The following is a 23,418-nucleotide window of genomic DNA, read 5'->3' as shown; positions in this document are numbered from 1 at the left end:
CCAGTCATAAATTATATGAAGTAACCGTAACATAGTGACTTGTATCGTGGCTCCGCTTATTTAGCGGAGCTTTTCCTCTCAATCCCTATCTATTTCCCAAATTCTGCTCCAAAGCCCTTTTAATCCGAGCCGAATACGATACAATAGAAAGGGAACTTCATCATTAATCAGTTTAGAGGAGGATGTGCATTCAATGGAATACCGTAGATTGGGTGGAAGCGGACTGAAAGTAAGCGAGATCAGCTTGGGTAGCTGGCTAACATACGGAGGGTATGTGGAACGTGAAAACGCGGTGAAATCAATTGAAGCCGCATTCGATGAAGGCATCAACTTTTTCGATACAGCCAATGTGTATGAGCGGGGTGCTGCAGAGGAGCTGCTAGGGCAGACATTGAAAGCGTATTCCCGTGATTCGTATGTTCTGGCAACCAAGGTATTTGGCAAAATGGGTGACGGTCCAAATGACCAAGGATTATCCCGTAAACATATTAAGGAACAATGTGAAGCCAGTTTGCAGCGGCTGGGTGTTGATTATGTAGACATATATTATTGCCATCGCTATCATAACGAAACACCGATTGAAGAGACACTGAGAGCATTGGACGATCTGGTGCGGCAAGGCAAAGTGCTCTACGTAGGTGTTAGTCAATGGACCGCAGCACAGATGGAAGCTGCATTGGGTACCGCTGATCGCCTGCTGCTGGATCATATTGTGGTGAACCAGCCGGTGTACAACATGTTTGACCGCTACATCGAAAGTGAAATCATCCCGCTGGGTGAGCGCAAAGGTATTGGACAAGTCGTCTACTCCCCGCTTGCACAAGGGTTGCTGACTGGGAAATACACTTCCGTGTCGGACATTCCTGAGAACAGCCGGGCAGCGAAGCTGGGATGGGATGAAGGCAAAATCAACGCTGATCGGATCGGTAAGGTTCGTCAGTTAATTGAAGTGGCGGACAAGCTGGACCTGAAGGTTGGTCAATTGGCTCTGGCGTGGATTCTCCGCCAAAATAACGTGTCCAGTGCGCTTGTAGGCGCAAGCCGCCCTGAACAGGTGAAAGAGAACGCGGCCGCTTCAGGTGTGAAGCTGGATGCTGCTATTGTTGAAGAAATTGAACAAATATTAGCTTAAGGCAAACAGGTTGTTCTTGTACCGTAAGCGAGATCAACCGAATCATGTAAAATAGTGAAATATGAAAGGGATGTCCTGGTTAGCCTGTATGGGCTAAGGGACATCCCTTTTTGGTCTGAGATTAGAACATGTTCTGGCCGCTGGAGAGTGACCTGGAACGCAGCGGAATGGCACATACCCGGTTCCGACCCGTATTCTTGGCTTCGTATAATGCACGATCTGCCTGTTCAAAGAAATCGTTATCATCTCTGTCGTCGCAGTGATCTGGAAAAATAGCGACTCCGATCGATATGGTCAGCCGGATCGTATTGCCATCAGGCAGAGCGAATAGGTATTTCTCGACCGATTGTCTGATTGACTCGGCAATGGCCATAGCCTGGTGGTGACCACAATCGAGCAGCAGTATAGCAAACTCCTCGCCTCCGTTTCGAGAGACGATATCCGCTGAACGGGCATGTTCGATGAGTAATTGTCCGAGCTGCTTCAGGACTGCATCACCTGATGTATGACCGAAGGTGTCATTTACTTTTTTGAAACGATCAATGTCAATAACCAACAGCGAGAGCTTCTGCTTATGATCTCTTGCTCGTTCCAGCTCCAGTTCGAGTGATTTCTCAAATTGCCTGCGATTGCTAAGGTTGGTGAGATGGTCGGTCGAAGCTCTTCGTTCAAGCAGGAACATCATCTCATTGGATTTATTAATGAACTCTGCGATGAAATAAATAAAGATTCCACCGACAAACGAAATGGTCATTTGTAGTGGATATACTTTCATTAATGAATTCATGCTGGAGGTATTTAGCATCAGGATGACAAAAATCAGGGTCATTCCCAGCAAATTCATGGTAATGATCTTGGTTAATCTTGACCATGGAGCATAGGCAAAATATACACCTGATAACCCAATGATGGTCATGACGAATGCTGCATCAATGGCTGCCGATGACATTCCAAACATCACGACTCGCAGGATAGAGATGACGAGTCCCGTGACGACAGAAGCCAGTCCTCCCAAATACACAGCAGCGGTAACGATAGCCAAATGTCTTTGATCCACGATGGTGCTCTCGTTCAGCGGGAATGAATAATTCATTAATATAGTTCCATAAATTCCAAACAGTAGTCCACCGATCATCTGAACGCGCATGGAGGGAAAGGGCACACGGATACGATAGAATTTGGCGATGATTCCGGACACATACATGAACGTGATCATGACACAGACATTGACGAAAAACGTGCTTAGCAACAGCATCCCCCCTTTAGCGCACATTCCTATATTTTAGCTGAAATGCGATATTGTAGCGAACCATATTATCCCAAATGTAAAAAGCGAATGAGCAAAAGAGGTATGATAATGGGGATCTATGGACAAAAAAGAGCAGATATTGACTTCATTATACAATGAGAATTATACTTAATCTAAATCAAAATTGATTTTGATGTTTCTGGAAATCATAGTAATCCGTAGATTGCTGTGTCATGTTATAGAATTTTGAATGGATCAATAAAGGAGAATTGCCGGTGAGAACTCTAAATCTGACAATACAGCGTCAGGCAGTTTACGATGTAGTACGCCATTCCGAAGACCATCCAACGGCAGCAGATGTAATGAACCGTCTGGTGGAGCAAGGTTATAATTTGGCTTATGGTACGGTATACAATTCACTTCGATATTTGACAGATAAAGAATTGATTCGAGAGCTCAAGCTGGGTGAGACGGCGAGTCGTTATGATGCCCGCATGGACGATCATCAACATATTATGTGTGAAGTATGCGGCAAGGTGGATGAAGTCATGACGGAAGTTCCTCCCCAATGGATGAAGCAGGTTGCGGAGGAAACCGGATATGCGATTGATCACGCTCATGTGGTCTTTGGAGGTGTCTGCGCAGAATGCAGAAACAAACGGGTCAAGTAAAATTCAACCTGTCCGGTCGTCGTTTGCCGCTCCGGGTGAAGCCGGTCCTTACGGATCCAGCTCCCCTTGTTGATAATTGCCCGGTTACACGACGGGTCATTCTGATTAGTCCGATGCCTGGTCAAGTACATGAACTCGTCAAGGCATTAACGGACAGCTGCTTCGATGTGCTGGTATTTCATCGATGGGAGCCTGATTTACATGAACGGCTTGTATTTGATCTGTTGATCTATGACCTGTCAGTTGCCGGAACCATCGATGCTTTTGCCGGCATCAGCAGCCGATTGAACCGTGAGGCGGAACATGCAACACCGTGTCTGTATCTGGTGGGAGAGAAGATGATTGGCAATGCCAGTGGCCCGATGCTTCAGGAGGAATTATTGGTCTGGCCGGCCCGTCCGCAGGAAGCCTTGTATCGTGTGCAACGCATGATTGGCAATAGTCCTGCAACTCCAAAACGCGGGTTTCTGCCTCAGGAAGGACAGCGTATCGGATTCAAGGATCTATGGTTAGATCGTGAACGGATGAGTGTACACCGGAATAATGACCGCATTCATTTGACCAAGACAGAGTATGATCTGCTGCTGAAGCTGATTGATGCCAAAGGGGCTGTGATTTCCCGTGAGGAGATGCTCAGCGATATCTGGGAGACAGATTTTACAGGTGGAAGCAATGTGGTGGATGTTCATATCAAAAGCTTGCGCAAAAAACTTGGCGATAACGCAGCTTCGCCTCAATATATAGTAACGGTAAGAGGAGTGGGCTACCGCCTGGCGGACTAGTCCGCTTTTTTTTGTGGGCAGATTATGCTGTTCATGTTCATATTTTATTCATGAATCGAGCAAGAAACTCATCTTAAACTCATACGAACCTCATGCAAGAGACAAGTGGGACATGTTAGAATCAATTTAAAAGTTAGATCAAGTCTAAATGTATATTTAAACCGATGGCGAATATGATTTTAATAGAGTATATACAGCAGGCATGAGACCAACATGAGGAGGATGACGATATGACAGAACGCATGACAACCAATCAGGGTGCACCCGTAGGTGACAACCAGAACTCCCGTACCGCAGGAAGAAGAGGCCCGACACTACTTGAGGATTATCATCTGCTTGAGAAGATTGCACACTTTGACCGGGAGCGCATTCCGGAACGGGTCGTTCATGCGAGAGGTGCCGGTGCACATGGCGTATTTACGCTGGAGAAGAGCATGAAGGATTATACCACAGCGGACTTCTTGCAAGACCCGGGCACAGAGACGGATGTGCTCGTGCGGTTCTCAACGGTCATTCACGGTACAGGTTCACCGGAGACAGCGCGTGATCCACGTGGTTTTGCTGTGAAATTCTATACCCGGGAAGGCAACTATGATATTGTAGGAAACCACTTGCCCGTCTTTTTCATTCGTGATGCCATGAAGTTCCCGGATATGGTTCATTCCCTGAAGCCTGCGCCGGATACGAATATTCAGGATCCTGCACGCTACTGGGACTTCATGACACTTTCTCCGGAGTCAACCCATATGATGACATGGTTATTCTCCGATTTGGGTACGCCAGCAAATTACCGAGAGATGGATGGTTTCGGTGTCCATGCCTTCAAATGGATTAATGCTCAAGGGCAGGTCCATTATGTAAAATACAAGTGGGAGTCGGCTCAAGGCGTTCGCGGCTTCTCACGTCGAGAGGCAGCTGAAGTACAAGGGCAGGATTTCAACCATGCGACCCGTGATTTACATGAGCATATCAAAAACGGACAATACCCGCAGTGGAAGCTGCAGGTGCAATTGCTGAAGCCGGAGCAGATGGATGATTTCGCCTTCGATCCACTCGACCCGACCAAGACTTGGCCGGAAGATGTACTGCCGTTCCAGACGATCGGAACCATGACGTTGAATCGTAATCCACAAAATTTCTTTGCAGAAATAGAACAAGCGGCTTTTTCCCCAAGTGCTTTGGTGCCTGGAATCGAGCCTTCCGAAGATAAATTGCTGCAAGGCCGTCTGTTCTCTTATCCGGATACACAGCGTCACCGACTTGGACCAAACTATTTGCAGATTCCGGTGAACTGCCCTTATGCTCCGGTTCGCAATCATCAGCGGGATGGATTGATGAATGTGAATCAGGACCCATCTCCGGTAAACTATGAACCGAACAGCTCGGGCAGCAGCCCGGAAGAAGCGCCGGAATACCGTGACAGTCAGGCTCCGATCCAGGGTCATGTTACACGTGAGAAAATTGAGAAGACAGATAACTATACGCAATCTGGAGAGTTGTTCCGCTCATTCACGGCGATAGAGCAGCAGCATTTGCTGGATAACCTGATTAATGACCTGAAGGTAGTGCCGGAACAGATTCAGCTACGAGCTCTGTGTCATTTCTTCCAGGCAGATGGACAGCTCGGTGGTCGTTTGGCCCATGGACTTGGTGTGGATATCTCCGCATTTATGCCTTCACAGGATCGTAAATAAAGCACTTATTTCACTGATATCTGAGGAAAAAATAATCGATTTATGAATTAGGCCGGGTTAGACTGCATACCAGCAGACTTGCCCGGCCTTTTTGTTTTTTTACCTATAATTTAGTCTTGTGCAGCGAAATAATATTCTGAAATGGAAAACATATTTACAAATCATTTACAATAAATAGCTGACATAGAGGTTGACTTCTCGTTTGTTGGCACTACAATGAGTAGTGTGAGGGGTGTCTGAACATGAGAATACACAATTTTAAAGTAGGTGAGCGTGGGCTGAATCGGTTTTTCGGTCCGCTGGAGGCGAAGATTATGGACATTTTATGGGCGCGTCCAGGCAGCAGCATTCGGGAAGTGCAAACCGCACTAGAAAAAGATAAAGACGTTAATTTCAATACCGTCATGACGGTGATGAATCGCCTCGTGGACAAGGAGCTGCTTCGCAAGTCACAGAAGGGCCGAACGTCATTGTACCATCCGGTACAAAGTAGGGAGGAGTTTATGAACGACCAATCCAAGGAGTTGTCACAAGAGCTGGTGGATGAGTTCGGGGCACTTGCTCTGAATCACATGCTGGATGCATTGGATGAAGCAGATGCAGGGTTGATTGAGCGTCTGGAGCAGAAGATTAAGCAGTGGAAAAAGGATAGCGATTAACATGTGGAAAGCCCGCTCGAAGCTGTTGTTTACCGTCGGGTTTGGCATTCCGTTATTCGTGTTCATGCAGATGTTCATGTACGCGATGTACAAAATTTTGGGTTGGGACATCCCGTTTAATCTGCTCTGGCTATGTAATCACTGGATGAGCAGGCTGGGTTGGTTATCCGTAGGACATGTTTTGATGGCGTTGGTATTGCTGACGTTTGCCGGTACAGGCTGGCTGTTGATGGAGCGGATGATGAAGACACGTGCAGCGGTACGGAAACTTCGGTTGATTGAGGATGAGGCCATGTCTCGGAAACTTGAGGTGCGGTACCGTCATCTGAAACAACCTGGATTCATTGTGGTGGACAAGTCGTCACCCGTTGCATTTACGATTGGCCTCTGGAAACCCTGTATTGTGCTATCCACAGGGCTGCTCACGATGCTGGATGCGGAAGAAGAAAGAGCGGTTGTGTATCATGAGGTCCATCATCTGTGGCATCGTGATCCACTCAAGACGACATTGTTGTCGGTATTTGCCGTGATGATGCCTTATATTCCGGTGTTGAAGCATACGTCCAAACATTACAATATCATTAGAGAAATTCTGGCTGACAATGAAGCGATTGAACGTACGGGGAACGCCGCGGGCATTGGCAGTGCACTGCTTAAACTGATCCGGGCTTGCCCTGAACCTTGGAGGATTAGAGAGACAGCTATTCAATCGTCTTTTGCCGATACTTCGGTGAATGTACGTATTTCCCGTCTATTAGACCCGGAGCAGGATGTTGCGCTGATACTCCCCCGCTATGCGGTGTTCATTTCTGCCACAGTGATCCTGCTGCTGTCTGTCTTGTTCGTTTGGTCAATTGGGTGAAATTGAACGTTGAACTTAAACTCCAAGGAGGATGATGAATATGAATAGAAGTGTGGAGATTGGCTTGTTTTTCTCGAGGATCATGATCGGACTTATTTTTGTATTACACGGGTGGAGCAAATTTGAAGGCGGAATTAGCGGTACAGTGGGTTTCTTCGAAAGTATCGGCGTTCCCGGATTTCTGGCATCGGTTGTAGCCATCATTGAGCTGGCGGGTGGCACAGCAATGATTCTGGGATTGGGAACACGTGTATTTGCAGCACTGTTTATCGCAGTGATGGCTGGTGCCCTGCTCACTGCAAAAGCGGGAGCGCCTTTCCTCAATGGTACAGAGCTGGATTACATGCTCCTTGCAGGTTCATTGACGTTGTTGTTTACAGGCAGTCGTTTTCTGGCGGTGGATCATTTGTTCTCCAGACAAGGGAACGCTCGCCAGAATGTGAGTGCATGATACAATTATCTTAAGCATAGGTCGATAGCGATAAGAAGCAAAAGAATAGAGGTGCAGGTTTAACCTGCAACGGGCCCTTTTCAGGCCAGTCCGGCACGGGAATTACACTCGCGAACCGAACTGATCGGGAAAGGGCTTTTTCATTTGGACGACTTGCTATGCTTTTGGTACAATGAGAATAAGTACGCTACTGAGAAAAAATAAGAGCATTCACTAAGAGCGCTCAATAAGAGAAATCAACAGGACCAATCAATTAGAAACTGAGGAGGATGCACTTTTATGATTAATGTCATTCCATCCGATGCCCGCTCCAGCTTCGATCGGGGCTGGCTGCGCGGCAGTCACAGCTTTTCCTTTGGAGAGTATCAAGACCCGGAGAATACTGCGTTTGGGCCCATGCGGGTCGCCAACGACGATGTAATTGCCCCGGGTCGTGGTTTCGGAGCACACCCGCATAGTGACATGGAGATTGTGTCCATCGTTCTGAACGGGAAATTGCGTCATGAAGATAACTTGGGCAATGTGGCTGTTACATCATTCGGGGGAATTCAGCGCATGTCAGCAGGTAGTGGCATGATTCATACCGAACACAATGCCTCCGATTCTGAAGAAGTACGTATATTACAGCTCTGGTTCATGCCTCATACGAAAGGGCTTGAGCCGTCTTACGAGACGACTTCGTTTGATCCAGAAGCGCTCGCGGGAGCACTCGTACCCGTGGTATCCCCGGAAGGTGGGGCGCGTATCGCTTCCATTCATCAGGATATGACCATCTATCTTGGCCGATTGGCCGCAGGTCAGTCATTAACATATGAACAGGCAGAAGATCGGCGCATGTACATTTTTGCCATTGAAGGCCAGCTTGGCTTGAACGAAGAGCATCAGTTGAATGAAGGAGACACGGCTCGCGTGGAACTGACGACATCCATGAATTTGGATGCAAGCAAGGACTCTTTCTATATGTTGATCGATCTGCCCTAGGTTACCGAAATGCAATGAAACTCCAAGATCAAAGGAGGATATACCTTTATGACGCAGCAGGAATGGTTCATGGTTAAGCATGCAGTGACTGGGCGAGGGCTGGTGAACAGCAAAACCGATTTGTTGTCCTATCGCTATCAAAGAGAGGGCACCGGATTTGTTTTTACCGTGACGGGTCTGGAACAGCAGGTGGTAGATAGCATTATGGAGCTTAGACATGAGCTCAATGTGTTCCGCTTTGTACAGCGTAAAGATCAACCCTTGGTGAAGCACTGGTATTACGTTCAGGGAGATCGGGTGCAGTATGTTCGAGAAAGTCATACATTGACCATATATGCGGAATCTGAGATCCGCTATGTTCCAGAAGATTATTTTGCCGACTAACTGCAGCAGATAAGTATAGTACATTAAAGAAATTTAAGCTTTGCCTAATGACCCAAGGTCTCTGTGATTCATACAGAGACCTTTTTTTGTTGCCTGTATTGAAGAATCCATTGGAAATTTTACAAAAAGACCACATAATTCCCCATCATCTGGCACAAGCTACCTTGTATAAAAAAACAGGAACGGAGGGGCGGCATATGGCGGACAAGACATCAGGGAAAGAGCGTTCCCGAGATTCAGAAAAGAAAAAGCACATCCCCTTGGGGCTGCCGTCTCCCCCCATTTTGCGACAACCTATAGGCCTTTCTCATGAAAGCCATATGTTGGCACTGGAAGACATATTCTCCGACTGTTCGGATGTAATCTTCCGCAATGTCAAGATTTCACCTGAAGTAGAAGGACTGTTGGTGTACATCGAGGGCATTGTGAATTCGACGGATATTCAGGATCATATGCTCCGACCTCTGATTCGCGGTCTGATTGAGCAGCGAACCGATGAACCTGCGGCCCCCCTGGACGATACACGAATCGCCCTGACGCAAGTGAAAAAGGTGGATTCATGGGCAGCCGCTGCGGATGGGGTACTGGAATCCTCTGCCCTGCTGTTAATCGACGGGAGCAAGGAAGCTTGGTTATTCAACGTCAAAGGCGGTGTGCGACGTGGTGTGGAGGAGCCCCAGACCGAGTCGGTTATCCGAGGACCACGCGAAGGCTTTACGGAGACTTTGCGGGTAAACACAGCTCTGCTTCGTTTCAAGCTGAAAACACCTGCGCTTAAGATGTTAAGCATGACGATTGGGTCCGAGACCAAAACCAATATCGTGCTCACCTACATTGATGATATTGCGGATCCCAAGCTGATTAAGGATGTCAAGAAACGCCTTAACAAGATCAAAATTGATGGAATTCTGGAGACAGGGTATATCGAAGAATTGATAGAGGATCATCCATTTTCCCCTTTTCCGCAGATGCACTATACCGAACGCCCGGATACGGTTGCGGGCAACCTGCTGGAAGGCCGATTTGCCATTTTTGTGGATGGCAGCCCGTTCGCCTTGATTGCCCCGGTGACCATGTGGCAGATGCTTCAGGCCAGTGAGGATTATTATGAACGGTTCTTTATCAGTAATCTGATACGGTGGATTCGGTTTTTGTTTGTTGCCATCGCGCTCTTTCTGCCTGCCCTATACATCGCCATTACGACCTTCCACCAGGATATGCTGCCTACCACACTGATTCTGAGTATTGCCGGGGCAAGGGAGGCCATTCCATTTCCTGCATTGGTGGAAGCCCTCATCATGGAGCTGTCATTCGAGGCCTTGCGAGAAGCGGGGGTCAGGTTACCCAAAACGGTAGGTCAGGCTGTCAGTATTCTGGGGGCGCTTGTTATTGGACAGGCGGCCGTTCAGGCCGGGATTGTATCTGCACCGATGGTTATTATTGTATCCATGACAGGGATTGCGTCGTTCACGATTCCGCGCTTTAACTTTGCCATTACGGTTCGTTTGCTTCGTTTTCCGATTATGCTGCTTGCCGGCGCACTTGGCTTGTATGGCATTGTCATTGGACTCGTGCTGATCTCGGTACATCTGACGCAAATGACGTCTTTTGGAGTACCTTATCTGTCAGGTCTCAGTCCCTATAGCAAGAAGGATACTAAGGATATTCTGATTCGTGTTCCATGGTGGAAAATGATCCATCGTCCTGCAACGGTTCATCGTGACCAGCAGCGGATGAATGAGAAGATTAATGGTTCACCTGAAGCTGAGGAGGGGTGGTAAGCATATGTTTCTTATCCATAAGCGGCATGCAGTAGCCATCATGCTCCTGTGTACGATTTTTATATCCGGATGCTGGGATCGAAAAGAAATTAATGATATCGCTTTTGTGATTGGTCTGGCCATCGACAAGGAAGATGATAATTACAGAACCAGTGTGCAGATTGCTCTCCCTGGTCAGTCAGGTTCCTCCGGAAGTGAAGGTGGCGGCGGGGGCACAAGTGGTGACAAGTCCTGGTTCATGTTATCCAATACAGCCAAAACCTTGCGTGGAACATCGATCGAAGGCCAAAAGTCACTCTCCCGTGAGCTTTATTATGCACATCGACGTACCATGCTGATTGGAGAGGAGCTTGCACGCGAGGGGGTTGCCCCCATGCTGGATCTGCTTACACGTTTCCCGCTCAATCGCTTCTCTGCACTACCCATCGTTACGAAAGGCCCTGCCTATAAAGTGCTTGATACCGATGCACCAATTGAAAAATTCCCTTCCGAAATGGTACGTGAACTATGCTTTCTCAATATGCGCAGACCGCGTTCGCTCAAGACATTCACGGATGCGATACTTTCGGAAGGGGTAGATCCATTCTTGCCGGTCGCTTCGACCGTTGACAATGTACCTAGCAATTGGAAGGACGTCAAAACCAACATCAAGCTGGATGGTCTCGCCATATTTAAAAAGGACAAATTAATAGGAATGATTAGTAAAGCACCTGCCGATGCACTTATATTGGCGATGGGTGAAGCCAATGAACCGGAGATTATGGTCAAAGCACCCCATGGGAAGGGTGATTTTTTTATCAAGCTGAACGAAAACAACTCTTCCTTGCATCCTCATATTAATAATGGAAAAGTGTCGGTGACCATCAGACTTTATGCCAAGGGAGTCATGGTAGACAATGAGTCAAATTATGGTGACCTGCGAGACCAGGAGATTAAGAATATGAGTCAAGCTCTTCATGAAAAGATCCAAGATGACATTAAGGAAGGGGTCAGACTGGTTCAGAAAAAATATCCTGCGGATATTTTGGGTGTCGGTCGTTCCATTCATCAACAAATGCCCAAAGAATGGAAAAAGATAAAGGATCGTTGGGATGACATTTATCCGAATGTAGTAGTTAAGGTTGAACCTCATATCATTATTGAAAATGTTGGGGTTATCAATAAACCGTTTGGATTGCAAGAGGAGGATATTGTTCATGATTAAGCCGCTGCTGTTCACTTATCTGGGTATGGTTGTTGTCGTGATTTTTATGGATTTCAGGCATTTGAAGCAGGCAGCGGTCATTAATCGCTGGTTATCCTATGGATTGATCGCAGTCAGCGCCGGGATCTGGTTCTATGTAACCACTTTAAGCAGAACCGTTTTTGTCGCCACGTGGCTAACTCAATTCATTCAACGCTATCTGCCGTTACCCTAACTCTGTTTCAATAAATTCGCTTGAATAAATAGGATAGAAAGGAGGTACCCCATGAATCAGGGAGTGACGGGCCGTCAGTTGGTGCTGCTTATTATGCTGCTCAGTGTAACAGGTACGTTGATCCAGCCGCATGCACAGGCTATTTTTTATGCGAAGCAGCATGCTTATTTATCCTATATCCCTGTGTTTATTGTCATGGTGGCATCGTTATGGATGTTAAACCGAGTTCAGAGGAGATTCCCCGATCAGGATTTGTTTGAATCTCTGGTGGAACGGTTCCCCTTTTTGGGTCGTGTGACAAGTCTGCTGTATATCATGTTCTTTCTCTTTATATTTGCCCGTGATATTCGTCTATTGGGCGACTATATAAGTATTACTTTGCTGGAAACGACTCCTATCTCCATCATTGTTTTGACTCTGATGGTTATGGCTGTGTTTATCGTAAGGGGGGGACTGGGGTCCCTGGTTGGGATGTCCGAGCTGTATGTGGCTTTGTTTTTGCTGAATTCGTTGATTGTGCCGTTTATGCTTATTCAGCAAATTAACATGGATAACCTTATGCCTTATTTTGACATTGATATTGCAGGAGTAGGCAAAGGAAGCTGGTACATATTTTCCTTTTTTGGAGAGATGATTGCAATCCCCTTTGTAGTCAAAGGCAGTGATTTTCGCTTCAAATCGGTCATGTGGGGGATTACGATTTCAGCGTTGTTAATGATGCTGATTATCACCGAAACCATCATAGCGATTGGCGTGCCGATCGCATCCAGGCTGGTGTATCCCTCTTATGAGCTGGCAAGGCAGCTGCAAATCAGTGATTTCCTGGATCGGTTTGATCTGGCTCTGGCAGCGGCAACATTACCCGCGATGATTACGAAGCTTGCATTTGATCTTTATTTTATCTGTTGGGGACTGAAACGAATGATTCCGAAGGTTTCGGGTAAAGTGATGACCGGTCCGGTTGCATTGCTGGGGTTTGTCTGCGGTTTCTGGTTTTTCAAAAATGCGATCCAACTTTTTCGCTTTACACGGGAATGGACATGGATTGCGATTGTGTTCGAAGTGCTGTTTCCCATTATACTGTTCGTGTTCCTTCGTCCCCGAAAAAAGGGCATGAACGACAGGCGCGCAGGCGATAGCCAGAATAACCAGCATAAAACGAAGGATCATCAAGAGGACAAAGAAGGAAAAGCATCGCAGGATCGAGAAAAGTCAGAGCCTGACAAGGGCAAGCATGAAGGGCCTCAGGGTGGAGAATTACAGCCTTCCTGATATATGCCATCAAAAATCGTTATAACTGAACCGCCCAAAAGAGGAGAAACCCGGTTTCCCTCGATAAAAGTACCCTGTATACTGTAGTCAGACTGATGACATTCGGCTGAATAAACGAGGGGGAACAGGGATGGTTCAACATTTGGCGGGTATACGAGTAGCACTGACAGGACCGCGAAAATCCAAAGAGATGTCCTTGCTGGTTGAGAAAATGGGCGGGATCCCGCTTGTCCGTCCTGCGCAGGGGACTGTTTTTCTGGACGATCGTAATATTCGGGATGGTTTGGTATCCTGGATATCGGATCCGCCAGACTGGACGGTATTCACTACGGGTATGGGATTGGACGCCATTTTTGATATGGCTGAGGATATGGAGATTGCAGGCCAATTGCTGGATGTGTTATCGGAATCGCTAATTGCAGCAAGAGGGTACAAGACCGTTAATGCACTCCGAAAACGTAAACTGACCCCACTGGTGCGGGATGATGATGGCAGCACAGACGGGTTGATTCGTGAATTTGCACCCCACGAACTTGCGGGACAGAAAGTAATGCTGCAGCTGCACGGGGAAACGGCGCCCAAGCTGGTCGGATGGCTGGAGGAACAAGGGGCTCTTGTACGTCAAGTACTTCCTTATCGTCACGTCCCGCCCGAAGAGGGCGAACTGGAACAGCTGTTGAATGAAATTCTACTGCATGAGGTAGATGCTGTCGCGTTTACAAGTGGGCCGCAAGTGCGGTTTCTTGTCGAATATGCGGCTTCAAAAGGGAAGCTTGAATCGATGCAGGAAGCTTTCCGTCAAGGCGTTGTGCCTGCTTCGGTAGGCAGGGTTACAGCAAACGCGATGCGTGAAGAGGGTATTGAGGCACTTGTGGTTCCGGAGGATGAGAAAATGGGGGCACTAATCGTTGAATTGGGGCGTTACTATGCTGCCAGATCTGCGGACAAGTCTCATCTTCTGTAAAACACAAACTTAATAAGCCGCGTTGTTCCAGGTTCTGATCCGCAATATGGATCAGAATTTTTTTTGCTGTTTATTTTCTATAAGCTGAACGAACGCTGATTCAAGGGAATCCACCTGAGACTTTGGTCGTGAAGTTAGTTGTACCCATTCATAATTAAAGGTTTTTAGATCATAATGTGGAATGAATTAAAGACAGATTAGGCTTGTGAGGGAGGGACAGCTGATGAAAACCGTATGTGTAACCGGGGCGGCTCGGGGGTTAGGGTTGGCTCTGACGGCACAAATGCTGAAGAGAGGTTATATTGTGTATGCGGCAGGGTTGGACATGGAAGAGTCCGAAGGGATCCGTCTTCTGACGGATGCTTATCCGACACATTTACGTACCCTTGAACTGGACATTGCGGATGATCTATCTGTAGCTTTGTTCACGGAGACACTTAAGCTGGATACAGAGCATTTGGATATGCTTATCAATAATGCGGCTATACTAGGAAGTATTACGGATCATATCCGTGGACCGTTGAACATGGCGGAGATGGCGGAAGTATTTAACGTTAATACTTTAGGTTCATTGCGTGTCACTCATGCCCTGCTGCCCCTCCTTCTCCAAGGAACCAATAAGCTGATTGTCGATATCTCTTCTGAGGCAGGCAGTATTGAGCAGTGCAGCCGGGATGGATGGTTTGCCTATTGCATGTCCAAATCAGCATTAAACATGCAGGCACGCCTTGTGCATAATGGTCTGAAGAATGAAGGTGGACAAGTGATGCTGATTCATCCTGGCTGGGTACAGAGTTATATGAGCGGGGAATTGAATACCGCTGCAGACCTTACGCCAAATCAATCTGCTCAACATATTACAGCACTCATCGATCGCCATAAGGAGTTCATGGGAGATCAGCCCGCGTATGTAGATTACAAGGGAGACGCCCTTCCCTGGTAATATTGTTATATGTAATTTGAAAGGAGTTTTTTAATGATGGATCATCGTAAAAAGGCGCTGCTGCTTGGTGATTATACTCATCCGGACTGGCATCCGCTGCAAGGTGTAGATGCGGAAATTAGTCGGATTTTTCACGATACTATGACTGTGCAGTGCAGCGAGAATCGCAATATGCTGCTGCAAGAAAATATAACTGGTTTTGATGTTTGTATCTGTTACATGGACGATTGGAAGGGCAAAGTCTCTCCACAGCAAACAGCAGGCTTATTGTCCTATGTTAGTAATGGAGGTGGACTGGTCATTATACATAACGGAATTTCGCTCCAGAATCGTTATGAACTGAAGCAGATGATCGGTGCCAAGTTCCTGCATCATCCACCCTATGCACCACTGGAGTTCAAAGTAACGGAAGAGAGTCATCCGGTGACGGAAGGCATTTCGGGATTTACAATGGAGGAAGAGCCTTATCAGTTTGAGTTCGGTTCTTTTGCGGAAACAAAGGTTCTGCTGGAGTATCAATCCGATGAAGGACCAAAGCCCGCAGCTTGGGCACATCGATATGGTGTTGGACGTATTGTTTACCTGATGCCAGGACATCATGTACCTTCGTTTGCGCATGATACCTATCGTCAGTTAATTTTGCAGGCAGGAAAGTGGGCTGCTCGTTACGTATAACCGGACCGTTTCTTTTGTGAGCAGCTGATTAGGGGTATACTATAGAGATCAACGAAGAGGAGGATAACAAGAATGAGCGATTTGTTCAAAAAGGCAATCTCGTTAGGGCTTGGTCTCACTGTTGTAAGCAAGGAGAAAATTGAGAAAACCGTGGATGATCTGGTCAAGCGCGGGGAATTGGCGCCTGGTGAATCCAAAGCGTTGGTTGAACGCCTGATGGAACGGGGCGATGAAGAGCAGGGTCAGTTCAAAAGAATGATCCACGAACAGGTTAAGCGCGTCCTTCAGGAAGTGGGTGTTCCATCCGAGAGTGATGTAACCAGCCTGGAACAGCGTGTTGCCGTCCTCGAGAAAAAGCTTGCGGAATTGGGTCACACACCACAGCTTCAGCCTGATGTATCCCCAGCTCCACTTGAAGTTCCTCCTCTCAAAGGAAACGAGATCGAGTAGATGGCTGTGCGAATCAAACATGTCGGCAGATACCGGGAAATTGCCATGGCGCTGGTGCGTCATGGCTTCGGTTATATGGTCGAGGAGCTGGGCTTGTTCCAGTTGCTGGCCATACCGCGGCGGTGGATGTCACGTGAAGCCCATACTACCAAAACACTCAGTGAGCGTATACGACTTGTGCTGCAGGAGCTGGGGCCAGCTTTCGTTAAGCTGGGGCAACTGGCAAGCACAAGGGCAGATTTGTTGCCTGATTCTGTCATCCGGGAATTGGTGAAACTGCAGGATCAGGTCCCGCCTTTTTCCTCGGAGACGGCACGGGGTATTTTGGAACAGGAATTGGATACACCGCTCGAGGAAATCTTTTCCCGGTTCGAGGATACCCCTGTGGCTGCGGCCAGCATTGGACAGGTGCATCTGGGCAAGCTCCGCAGCGGTGAGGCCGTGGCTATTAAAATTCAACGGCCTGGCATATCACGTATCATTCAGCGTGATCTGGATATTTTACGAGAGTTGACAGCCATGGCGGAGAAACGATGGGACTGGGTGAAGCAATATCAGATCCCGCAAATGGTAGAAGAGTACGCTCAGGCACTGATGGCCGAGCTGGATTATACAGTTGAGGGCCGTAATACAGAGAAGATTGCACAGCAATATCAGCAGGATAACAAAGTGAAAATACCGGTGATCTATTGGGATCAAACTTCTTCTCGTGTGCTCACGATGGAGTACATCGAAGGCATTAAGCTGAATGATCGTGACGAGTTGGTTAAACGTGGGCATGATCTAAATAACATTGCGCAGAGACTGGTAGATTCGTTGTTGAATCAGATCTTCATTCATGGATTCTTTCATGCCGATCCACATCCGGGCAATCTGATGGTGTTGAAGGATGGTCGGCTTGCTTTTATCGATTTCGGAATGGTAGGCAGTCTGAGTGATGAGATGAAGCAGCACCTGGCTTCGCTCATTATCGGATTGATGCGCAAGGATACGGACAGCATGATCCGGGCCATAGAGAAGCTGGGCATGATGCCGGATGATATGGATTTGCGAGGACTTCATAACGATCTGGACAAGCTCCGCAGTAAATACTATGATATTCCATTTTCCAAAATCAGCGTGGGGCAAGCGTTGAACGACCTGTTCGGCGTAGCGCAGCGCCATCGGGTTGTGATGCCAGCCGACATTCTGCTGCTGGGGAAATCACTGCTCACGATGGAAGGTGTCATCGAACATCTTGATCCCTCTTTGAGTATCGTGGACATGGCTGAACCATTTGGCCGAAAGCTGATTAAGGAACGCTTTAATCCGGGGAGGATCCGAAATCGTCTGTTTCGCGGTGCGGCGGATATGGCCGAGAGTGTCATGGGTCTGCCCGGACAGCTAAGGCAGATCTCATCGATCATCAGCAAAGGAAAGCTGCGGCTGGAGGTCAGCGTTCCCGAACTGGAGATGCTGCTGCGCAGGCTGGACCAGATTAGTAACAGGCTGTCTTTCAGCATTGTGCTGCTTGCTTTTTGTATCATTATGGTCGGGTTGATCATCGGTTCCTCAATCAGTCATCAATCCACGATGCTGTGGGATATCCCGGTCATTGAGATTGGTTTTCTCGTAGCTATTCTGATGGTCGCCTTCCTGCTGTATTCGATTTTTAAATCAGGGAGATTTTAGATTAACAAGAAGACCCGTAAAGAGACTTTTTTAAAGGATCTTTACGGGTTATTTCTATTAACGAAAGGGTGATCTTCGCAACAGGCTCTTTTGAGAAAAGTTAGTTTTAGAATAGAGTATAGCAGAGTAAACTAACGAAAAATAAAGATAATACGAGATATGAATCTATTTTATCCGTTTAATTGTGTTAGTACATATCGCTTCCTGTGACTATAATAATAGATCAGTACATTAACGGACCCGGTTTTTCTGAGAGGGGAAAACCTAGAGACATCTTGATATGATCAACGCTGTCTTGAGGCAAGACATCTGAATGTTGTGATGGAGACAAGAGGGTACACACTGGAACGAACAAGACATGCTTGAACATGAAACGATAAGCGAATCGGATCATGGGTCATGGTTAATTAGGCATGTTTTCAACTTATATAGACGAATTTTGCGGGAGGATCTTCCGCTGTTTTGTGTTGTCTGTCGTAGTTGGTCAGTGACGGACCGTTCCATTGCCATTCAGGAATAAGATGAATTTGAGTTTAAATACTAGGAGGACCGGCAAGAGACATATGAATACGTTAAAACAACAATGGTTTGGCAACATTCGTGGAGATGTGCTGGCAGGCATTACGGTAGCGCTGGCGCTTATTCCGGAAGCCATTGCCTTCTCGATTATTGCGGGCGTTGACCCAATGGTCGGATTGTACGCTTCAATCACGATTGCCATCGTGATCTCAATTGCGGGCGGCAGACCGGGCATGATCTCGGCAGCAACTGGCGCTATGGCGGTACTGATGGTGGGACTCGTCAAGGATTATGGCGTGGAATATCTGTTTGCCGCTACAATTCTGACAGGTATCATTCAATTCATTCTGGGGATTTTCAAGGTTGGACGATTTATTACATTTGTGCCCCATTCGGTACTGACCGGATTTGTAAATGCACTGGCGATTCTCATCTTTATGGCTCAGCTTACCCATTTCACAGGTGCGAACTGGATTATGTATGCGATGGTAGCGGGTACGCTGGCGATCATTTATATTTTGCCACGGTTTTTCAAAAGCGTTCCGGCTCCACTGATTGCCATTGTAATCATGACGATCATTACGGCGCTGTTACATCTGGACGTCAAAACTGTAGGTGATATGGGGAATCTCACAAGTACCCTGCCGATGTTTCATCTGCCGAATATCGACTGGTCCTTCAACACGTTACTGATTCTGCTGCCTTATTCGTTCACGATGGCTCTGGTAGGTTTGCTGGAATCTTTGCTTACAGCAACGATTGTGGATGAAATGACCGAGACCAAGAGCAGCAAAAACCGTGAAGTACGTGGTCAGGGAATTGCCAACTTTGTTAATGGCCTTTTCGGTGGCATGGGCGGCTGTGCAATGATTGGACAGTCGGTTATTAATGTGAAATCTGGTGGTCGGGGGCGATTATCGACATTTACGGCTGGGGCTTTTCTCGCCATATTGTTGTTATTGCTCAGTGGTGTGGTGAAAGATGTGCCGATGGGTGCACTCGTAGGTGTTATGTTTATGGTGTGCATCGGTACGTTTGACTGGAGTTCAATCAAGAACATTGCACGTGTACCGCGGGCTGAAGCTATTGTGATGATCGTTACGGTGGCCATTGTGGTCTATACGCATGATTTGTCGATTGGTGTGCTGGTTGGCGTTGTGCTAAGTGTGCTCCATTTTGGCTGGAAACAGACCAAGATTCGGGTACAGGCCAATGAGGATCAGGGACGAAAGGTGTACCGGGTCCACGGACCGTTCTTCTTCGGTTCATCTTCCCGCTTCGTTGATGAGTTCAATGCTGAGGCTGATCCGCAGGAAATTACGATTGATTTTGGCGGATCACATATTTGGGATAACACGGCGGTCGTCGCCATTGGTAAAGTGAAGTTCAAATATGCGAAGCTGGGCAAAACGGTACATCTGCGCGGACTGAACGAGGAAAGCTCCCGTTTGCTTGAGAAGAGCGGATTTGCCACGGTGCAAGGGCACAGTTCGTAATTTAGTTGCAACGAATTAGACAACATAAAAAGTTATTTTTTATCAGCGGCGTACTAATTTCCGGGTTTAAGTCGGGAGAGGGCGCCGCTGTTTTTATTAGAGGATGTGATGTGTACTGCGTTGTAGTTGTAATTCTAGGTTTAGTAGTTGATGTCATTGGGTTGAAGGTTGTGTCTTTCACTGTGTGTAAGTTCTAACGAACCTGGCACGTCTTATATGGGGTTATTGCATGTTTTCGTTATTCTAAAGAATCTCAGGAGCTTCTATATTTACTCTCCTCTCAAAGCTATCCACAAACTCACTTGGTCGCTACAATTCACGCTGATCTTGGAATTAGTGCTACAAGTTGAGGGTGCAACGCCCAATCCCCTTTTGTTTTGCTTGACTAACGTGTAAACTACAGGGTATGGAGAAGAAGAGCAACGGATCGATTGCTTTTTAAAAAATTCATTTCATAATCAGGGTTAAACTAAGGAAAGCTAGGTTTGGATTGGGGATGGATCTCAGATTCAAATGCAAATTCAGATGATTGAGGTCTTCTATGAAATGAACTTATCTAAATGAATATACAGAGGTGTAACGATTGGCAAACTTTGAACAACTGGGCATTCGCCCGGAATGGTGCGAGATCCTGAAACATCAGGGCATCGCCGTGCCGACTCCGGTACAGGAGCGTTCGATTCCGGTATTGCTGGGTGGGCGCGATATTATTGCTGAGGCACAGACGGGTACAGGGAAAACGCTGGCTTTTTTGCTGCCGATTATTCAGAAAATTAACGTATCCGACCGCTCGCCGCAAGCGCTGATTATTGCTCCAACGCGGGAACTGGCGCTGCAAATTACGGAAGAAGCGAAGAAACTGACTGCAAACGACGATAAACTGCATGTTCTTGCGGTATATGGCGGACAGGATGTGGACAAACAGCTGCGCAAACTTCAGAACGGTACACAGATCGTGATTGGTACGCCGGGACGTCTCCTGGACCATCTTCGTCGTGGCACGCTGAAGCTGGATAATGTGAAAAAATTGGTGCTGGATGAAGCGGACCAAATGCTGCACATGGGCTTCCTGGATGATGTGGAGACTATTCTTCGTGAACTGCCACACAAACGTCAGACGATGCTGTTCTCGGCAACAATGCCGAAAGGCATTCGCAATCTGGCGAAGAACTACATGAAAGACCCGGAGGATGTGAAGGTATCCTCCAAGTCCGTGATTCCGATCAATCAGATTCGCCAGCAGGTGCTGGAGTGCACGGATCGGGGCAAACTTGAGGCGCTTCGCGGCATGATTGATACGTATCGCCCGTATTTGGCAATTATTTTCTGCCGGACCAAGCGTCGTGCATCCAAGCTGAATGAAGATCTGCGCGAAGCAGGTTATGCCAGTGATGAGCTGCATGGTGATCTGTCTCAATCCAAGCGTGAGAATGTAATGAAGGCATTCCGTGACGCGAAACTGCAAATCCTCGTTGCTACGGATGTTGCTGCACGCGGACTGGATGTTGAAGGCGTAACGCATGTATTCAACTACGATATTCCACATGATGCAGAAAGCTATATCCACCGGATCGGCCGTACGGGTCGGGCGGGTGGTACCGGACTGGCTGTGACATTTGCAACACAGCATGACAGACCGGAACTGGCCCGTATTGAAGAAGGCACCAATCAGAAGCTTTCCCGTATTCAGTGGACAAGTGAAGGACCGGTGGCTTCCACCGGAGCAACCCGACGTTCCATCAACAGTCAGGGTGATGATGAACGTTCAGGCGGACGCTCTGCCGGGACAGGCAGCGCCCGACGCGGTGCAGGTCGCACTGGCCGCAGCGAAGGCGGACGTGGTGGTCGTGGTTCCCGCGGCGGCGAAGGTGGACGCAGCGGCGGTCGCAGCGGTGGTCGCAGCGGCGGTCGCAGTGGCGACGAGCGCAGCGCAGGCCGTGGTTCCGCGCGCAGCAGCGACAGCAGTCGCGGTGCAGCAGGTCAAGGCGGACGCGGTGCAGGTCGCAGCGGCGATGAGCGCAGCAGCGGCTGGGGCGGCCGCAGCGCCGATAAGCGCAGCTCCGGGCGCGGCGGCGAGGGTTCTCGCCGCCCGGACTCCGCAGGGCGCGGTCCGGGCAGAGGCGACCGTCGCGATTCTCGTCGCGGACGGTAAACGATAAAACCTTTGCAGTAATCTGGAAGAACGCCATACATTTTCCAAATATTAAAACACCTCATCCTAGACCTAAGGATGGGGTGTTTTTTCGTCGAAACTTATATGATAAAAATGATATGATGTCACGCGTAATTCCAGTTCGCATGCAGGGGTGAACGGGTCTTGGTTCGTCTATATACAGGGATTGAGTTTGCACTAATTTACGTTCCGATTCCATACACATCAGATCTACAATTGAACATCTGCGTACGAATTCCGGTATTTCTCGTTATACACCCGACCAACTGATTCCGCCAGATCACCGCGTGCCTTACCCGGATAAAGCTCCAGCGTTCGATAGAGTCGCATGAATCGATCTTTGGGCATAAAGCGGGCGTAGCGGGTAATAAGACTGGGGAACAACTCAATATATTTACTTTTGCGCACAGCGGCAGCCGCTACAGCCGTCAATATCTGAATTCCGTTATGCAGCTGCAAAATATTCACTTCGTACGTGGCCACATACCGAATCGCATCCTCACGGATCAATTCCGGCTTCAGACGTGCAATTTCCCCGATATACTCGGCGAGCAGACGCTCAAAACTGCGCAGCAGCAGAGGTTTGAGCTGCAGGTCCATGTCGCTGCGCAGCACAAAGGATTGCAGCAGCGCAACCTGCTGTAGACGAATCCGGTCGTTGTAGACAAGTGAGCCGATCTCCCTGAGCATCTCGTAGGCAAGTGCTTCATCCTGCTTGCGCGCTTCTGCGACAAGGGCCCAATTCCGGTTAATGCCTTGGCGTATCGCTTCCTCATCCTGACGCAGCATGCGTTTAAGTTCGCGCTGCTGTTCAACCTGGAAGGATCGCTTCTGCATGAAGATCAATCCAGCCAAAAGCAGCAGGGAGACGCTGGCCGCTGCCATCGTTTGGTCGATGCTTTCACCAAAGTAAGTGGCCGCCGCACCAAGGATTACGGTGATGAACAGGTCGCGTGCAATCCGGCGTTTCACGCGGGAAGCGGCGCGTTCTTCCACTGTGGCAAGGGTGCCGCGCCCACAGGCGGTGCAGTGATCTTCCCACAGGCAGGTATACTGGCCGCAACGCTTGCAGACACGCAACTTTTGAAACGCATGCGTTGTTCTTATAAAGGGTCTGATGGATACAACTTGTTTCGTGCTCATGCTTAATCACGCTCGCCATTCAGAATAGTGTAGAGGGTTCGATCCGCA

At 48.0% G+C, this 23,418-nt stretch carries 22 protein-coding genes; 20 read left to right on the top strand and 2 right to left on the bottom strand.

The window, feature by feature from the left end; all coding sequences use genetic code 11:
• Positions 1-193 precede the first annotated feature (193 nt).
• Positions 194-1,132, top strand: a complete 939-nt coding sequence (locus MHB49_RS31855; protein WP_247899719.1) for an aldo/keto reductase family protein — start codon at positions 194-196, stop codon at positions 1,130-1,132.
• 121 nt (positions 1,133-1,253) lie between these two features.
• Here the strand turns inward: MHB49_RS31855 and MHB49_RS31850 are convergent, their stop codons facing one another.
• Complete coding sequence (locus MHB49_RS31850) at positions 1,254-2,381, bottom strand: GGDEF domain-containing protein (RefSeq protein WP_405154252.1); 1,128 nt, start codon at positions 2,379-2,381, stop codon at positions 1,254-1,256.
• 275 nt (positions 2,382-2,656) lie between these two features.
• Between MHB49_RS31850 and MHB49_RS31845 the strand changes: the two genes are divergently transcribed.
• From MHB49_RS31845 to MHB49_RS31755, 19 genes are all read left to right on the top strand, one after another.
• Positions 2,657-3,052, top strand: a complete 396-nt coding sequence (locus MHB49_RS31845; RefSeq protein WP_024632818.1) for a Fur family transcriptional regulator — start codon at positions 2,657-2,659, stop codon at positions 3,050-3,052.
• Positions 3,028-3,834, top strand: coding sequence for a winged helix-turn-helix domain-containing protein (locus MHB49_RS31840; RefSeq protein WP_405154251.1), 807 nt, complete (start codon positions 3,028-3,030; stop codon positions 3,832-3,834). The genes MHB49_RS31845 and MHB49_RS31840 overlap by 25 nt, the downstream gene beginning before the upstream one ends.
• A 230-nt stretch (positions 3,835-4,064) precedes the next feature.
• Positions 4,065-5,528 (top strand): catalase, encoded by a 1,464-nt coding sequence (locus MHB49_RS31835; protein ID WP_405154250.1) that lies wholly within the window; start codon positions 4,065-4,067, stop codon positions 5,526-5,528.
• Between the two features lie 242 nt (positions 5,529-5,770).
• Entirely contained in the window at positions 5,771-6,187 is a 417-nt protein-coding gene (locus tag MHB49_RS31830; protein WP_247899715.1) for a BlaI/MecI/CopY family transcriptional regulator, read from the top strand.
• Between the two features lies 1 nt (position 6,188).
• Positions 6,189-7,049, top strand: coding sequence for a M56 family metallopeptidase (locus MHB49_RS31825; RefSeq protein WP_405154249.1), 861 nt, complete (start codon positions 6,189-6,191; stop codon positions 7,047-7,049).
• Positions 7,050-7,089: 40 nt separating this feature from the next.
• A complete protein-coding gene (locus MHB49_RS31820) occupies positions 7,090-7,500 on the top strand; it encodes a DoxX family protein (RefSeq protein ID WP_247899713.1) in 411 nt (136 codons plus the stop codon).
• Positions 7,501-7,779: 279 nt separating this feature from the next.
• Complete coding sequence (locus MHB49_RS31815; RefSeq protein ID WP_405154248.1) at positions 7,780-8,481, top strand: pirin family protein; 702 nt, start codon at positions 7,780-7,782, stop codon at positions 8,479-8,481.
• A gap of 48 nt (positions 8,482-8,529) precedes the next feature.
• Complete coding sequence (locus tag MHB49_RS31810; protein ID WP_405154247.1) at positions 8,530-8,865, top strand: hypothetical protein; 336 nt, start codon at positions 8,530-8,532, stop codon at positions 8,863-8,865.
• 320 nt (positions 8,866-9,185) lie between these two features.
• Entirely contained in the window at positions 9,186-10,646 is a 1,461-nt protein-coding gene (locus tag MHB49_RS31805) for a spore germination protein (RefSeq protein ID WP_405157285.1), read from the top strand.
• Between the two features lie 4 nt (positions 10,647-10,650).
• Entirely contained in the window at positions 10,651-11,850 is a 1,200-nt protein-coding gene (locus MHB49_RS31800) for a Ger(x)C family spore germination protein (protein ID WP_405154246.1), read from the top strand.
• Positions 11,843-12,064: a hypothetical protein gene (locus tag MHB49_RS31795; protein WP_247899706.1), complete on the top strand. Its 222-nt coding sequence runs from the start codon at positions 11,843-11,845 to the stop codon at positions 12,062-12,064. Before MHB49_RS31800 ends, MHB49_RS31795 begins: the two co-directional genes overlap by 8 nt.
• 51 nt (positions 12,065-12,115) lie before the next feature.
• Complete coding sequence (locus MHB49_RS31790; protein ID WP_405154245.1) at positions 12,116-13,336, top strand: endospore germination permease; 1,221 nt, start codon at positions 12,116-12,118, stop codon at positions 13,334-13,336.
• A 130-nt stretch (positions 13,337-13,466) separates the two neighbouring features.
• Positions 13,467-14,300, top strand: a complete 834-nt coding sequence (locus MHB49_RS31785) for a uroporphyrinogen-III synthase (protein WP_247899704.1) — start codon at positions 13,467-13,469, stop codon at positions 14,298-14,300.
• Between the two features lie 223 nt (positions 14,301-14,523).
• The gene (locus MHB49_RS31780; protein ID WP_405154244.1) at positions 14,524-15,243 is read left to right on the top strand and encodes an SDR family oxidoreductase; all 720 of its coding nucleotides are present in this window, start codon (positions 14,524-14,526) and stop codon (positions 15,241-15,243) included.
• A gap of 36 nt (positions 15,244-15,279) precedes the next feature.
• Positions 15,280-15,918 (top strand): ThuA domain-containing protein, encoded by a 639-nt coding sequence (locus tag MHB49_RS31775; RefSeq protein ID WP_405157284.1) that lies wholly within the window; start codon positions 15,280-15,282, stop codon positions 15,916-15,918.
• Positions 15,919-15,990: 72 nt separating this feature from the next.
• Complete coding sequence (locus MHB49_RS31770; RefSeq protein ID WP_053782782.1) at positions 15,991-16,368, top strand: phasin family protein; 378 nt, start codon at positions 15,991-15,993, stop codon at positions 16,366-16,368.
• On the top strand, positions 16,369-18,039 hold the full coding sequence (locus MHB49_RS31765) for an ABC1 kinase family protein (protein WP_405154243.1): 1,671 nt from the start codon (positions 16,369-16,371) through the stop codon (positions 18,037-18,039).
• 563 nt (positions 18,040-18,602) lie between these two features.
• Entirely contained in the window at positions 18,603-20,054 is a 1,452-nt protein-coding gene (locus tag MHB49_RS31760) for a SulP family inorganic anion transporter (RefSeq protein WP_405154242.1), read from the top strand.
• Positions 20,055-20,637: 583 nt separating this feature from the next.
• Positions 20,638-22,206, top strand: coding sequence for a DEAD/DEAH box helicase (locus MHB49_RS31755; RefSeq protein WP_405154241.1), 1,569 nt, complete (start codon positions 20,638-20,640; stop codon positions 22,204-22,206).
• A 231-nt stretch (positions 22,207-22,437) separates the two neighbouring features.
• Here MHB49_RS31755 and MHB49_RS31750 read toward each other — a convergent pair whose 3' ends face one another.
• Positions 22,438-23,370, bottom strand: coding sequence for a hypothetical protein (locus tag MHB49_RS31750; RefSeq protein WP_405154240.1), 933 nt, complete (start codon positions 23,368-23,370; stop codon positions 22,438-22,440).
• Positions 23,371-23,418 lie beyond the last annotated feature (48 nt).

Source organism: Paenibacillus sp. FSL K6-0108 (assembly GCF_045040695.1).
In the GTDB taxonomy this organism is placed as follows: Bacteria; Bacillota; Bacilli; order Paenibacillales; family Paenibacillaceae; genus Paenibacillus; species Paenibacillus pabuli_B.
Note: the sequence above shows the minus strand (reverse complement) of the source record. Positions and strands in the feature narration are given on the sequence as shown.

Excerpts from the sequence above, each read along its gene's own strand:
- MHB49_RS31775 (WP_405157284.1), top strand. The coding sequence starts at position 15,280 with ATGGATCATCGTAAAAAGGCGCTGCTGCTTGGTGATTATACTCATCCG.
- MHB49_RS31770 (WP_053782782.1), top strand. The coding sequence starts at position 15,991 with ATGAGCGATTTGTTCAAAAAGGCAATCTCGTTAGGGCTTGGTCTCACT.
- MHB49_RS31810 (WP_405154247.1), top strand. The coding sequence starts at position 8,530 with ATGACGCAGCAGGAATGGTTCATGGTTAAGCATGCAGTGACTGGGCGA.
- MHB49_RS31750 (WP_405154240.1), bottom strand. The coding sequence starts at position 23,370 with ATGAGCACGAAACAAGTTGTATCCATCAGACCCTTTATAAGAACAACG.
- MHB49_RS31790 (WP_405154245.1), top strand. The coding sequence starts at position 12,116 with ATGAATCAGGGAGTGACGGGCCGTCAGTTGGTGCTGCTTATTATGCTG.
- MHB49_RS31760 (WP_405154242.1), top strand. The coding sequence starts at position 18,603 with ATGAATACGTTAAAACAACAATGGTTTGGCAACATTCGTGGAGATGTG.
- MHB49_RS31785 (WP_247899704.1), top strand. The coding sequence starts at position 13,467 with ATGGTTCAACATTTGGCGGGTATACGAGTAGCACTGACAGGACCGCGA.
- MHB49_RS31765 (WP_405154243.1), top strand. The coding sequence starts at position 16,369 with ATGGCTGTGCGAATCAAACATGTCGGCAGATACCGGGAAATTGCCATG.
- MHB49_RS31855 (WP_247899719.1), top strand. The coding sequence starts at position 194 with ATGGAATACCGTAGATTGGGTGGAAGCGGACTGAAAGTAAGCGAGATC.
- MHB49_RS31815 (WP_405154248.1), top strand. The coding sequence starts at position 7,780 with ATGATTAATGTCATTCCATCCGATGCCCGCTCCAGCTTCGATCGGGGC.
- MHB49_RS31830 (WP_247899715.1), top strand. The coding sequence starts at position 5,771 with ATGAGAATACACAATTTTAAAGTAGGTGAGCGTGGGCTGAATCGGTTT.
- MHB49_RS31840 (WP_405154251.1), top strand. The coding sequence starts at position 3,028 with ATGCAGAAACAAACGGGTCAAGTAAAATTCAACCTGTCCGGTCGTCGT.
- MHB49_RS31805 (WP_405157285.1), top strand. The coding sequence starts at position 9,186 with ATGTTGGCACTGGAAGACATATTCTCCGACTGTTCGGATGTAATCTTC.
- MHB49_RS31820 (WP_247899713.1), top strand. The coding sequence starts at position 7,090 with ATGAATAGAAGTGTGGAGATTGGCTTGTTTTTCTCGAGGATCATGATC.
- MHB49_RS31780 (WP_405154244.1), top strand. The coding sequence starts at position 14,524 with ATGAAAACCGTATGTGTAACCGGGGCGGCTCGGGGGTTAGGGTTGGCT.
- MHB49_RS31795 (WP_247899706.1), top strand. The coding sequence starts at position 11,843 with ATGATTAAGCCGCTGCTGTTCACTTATCTGGGTATGGTTGTTGTCGTG.
- MHB49_RS31800 (WP_405154246.1), top strand. The coding sequence starts at position 10,651 with ATGTTTCTTATCCATAAGCGGCATGCAGTAGCCATCATGCTCCTGTGT.
- MHB49_RS31825 (WP_405154249.1), top strand. The coding sequence starts at position 6,189 with ATGTGGAAAGCCCGCTCGAAGCTGTTGTTTACCGTCGGGTTTGGCATT.
- MHB49_RS31835 (WP_405154250.1), top strand. The coding sequence starts at position 4,065 with ATGACAGAACGCATGACAACCAATCAGGGTGCACCCGTAGGTGACAAC.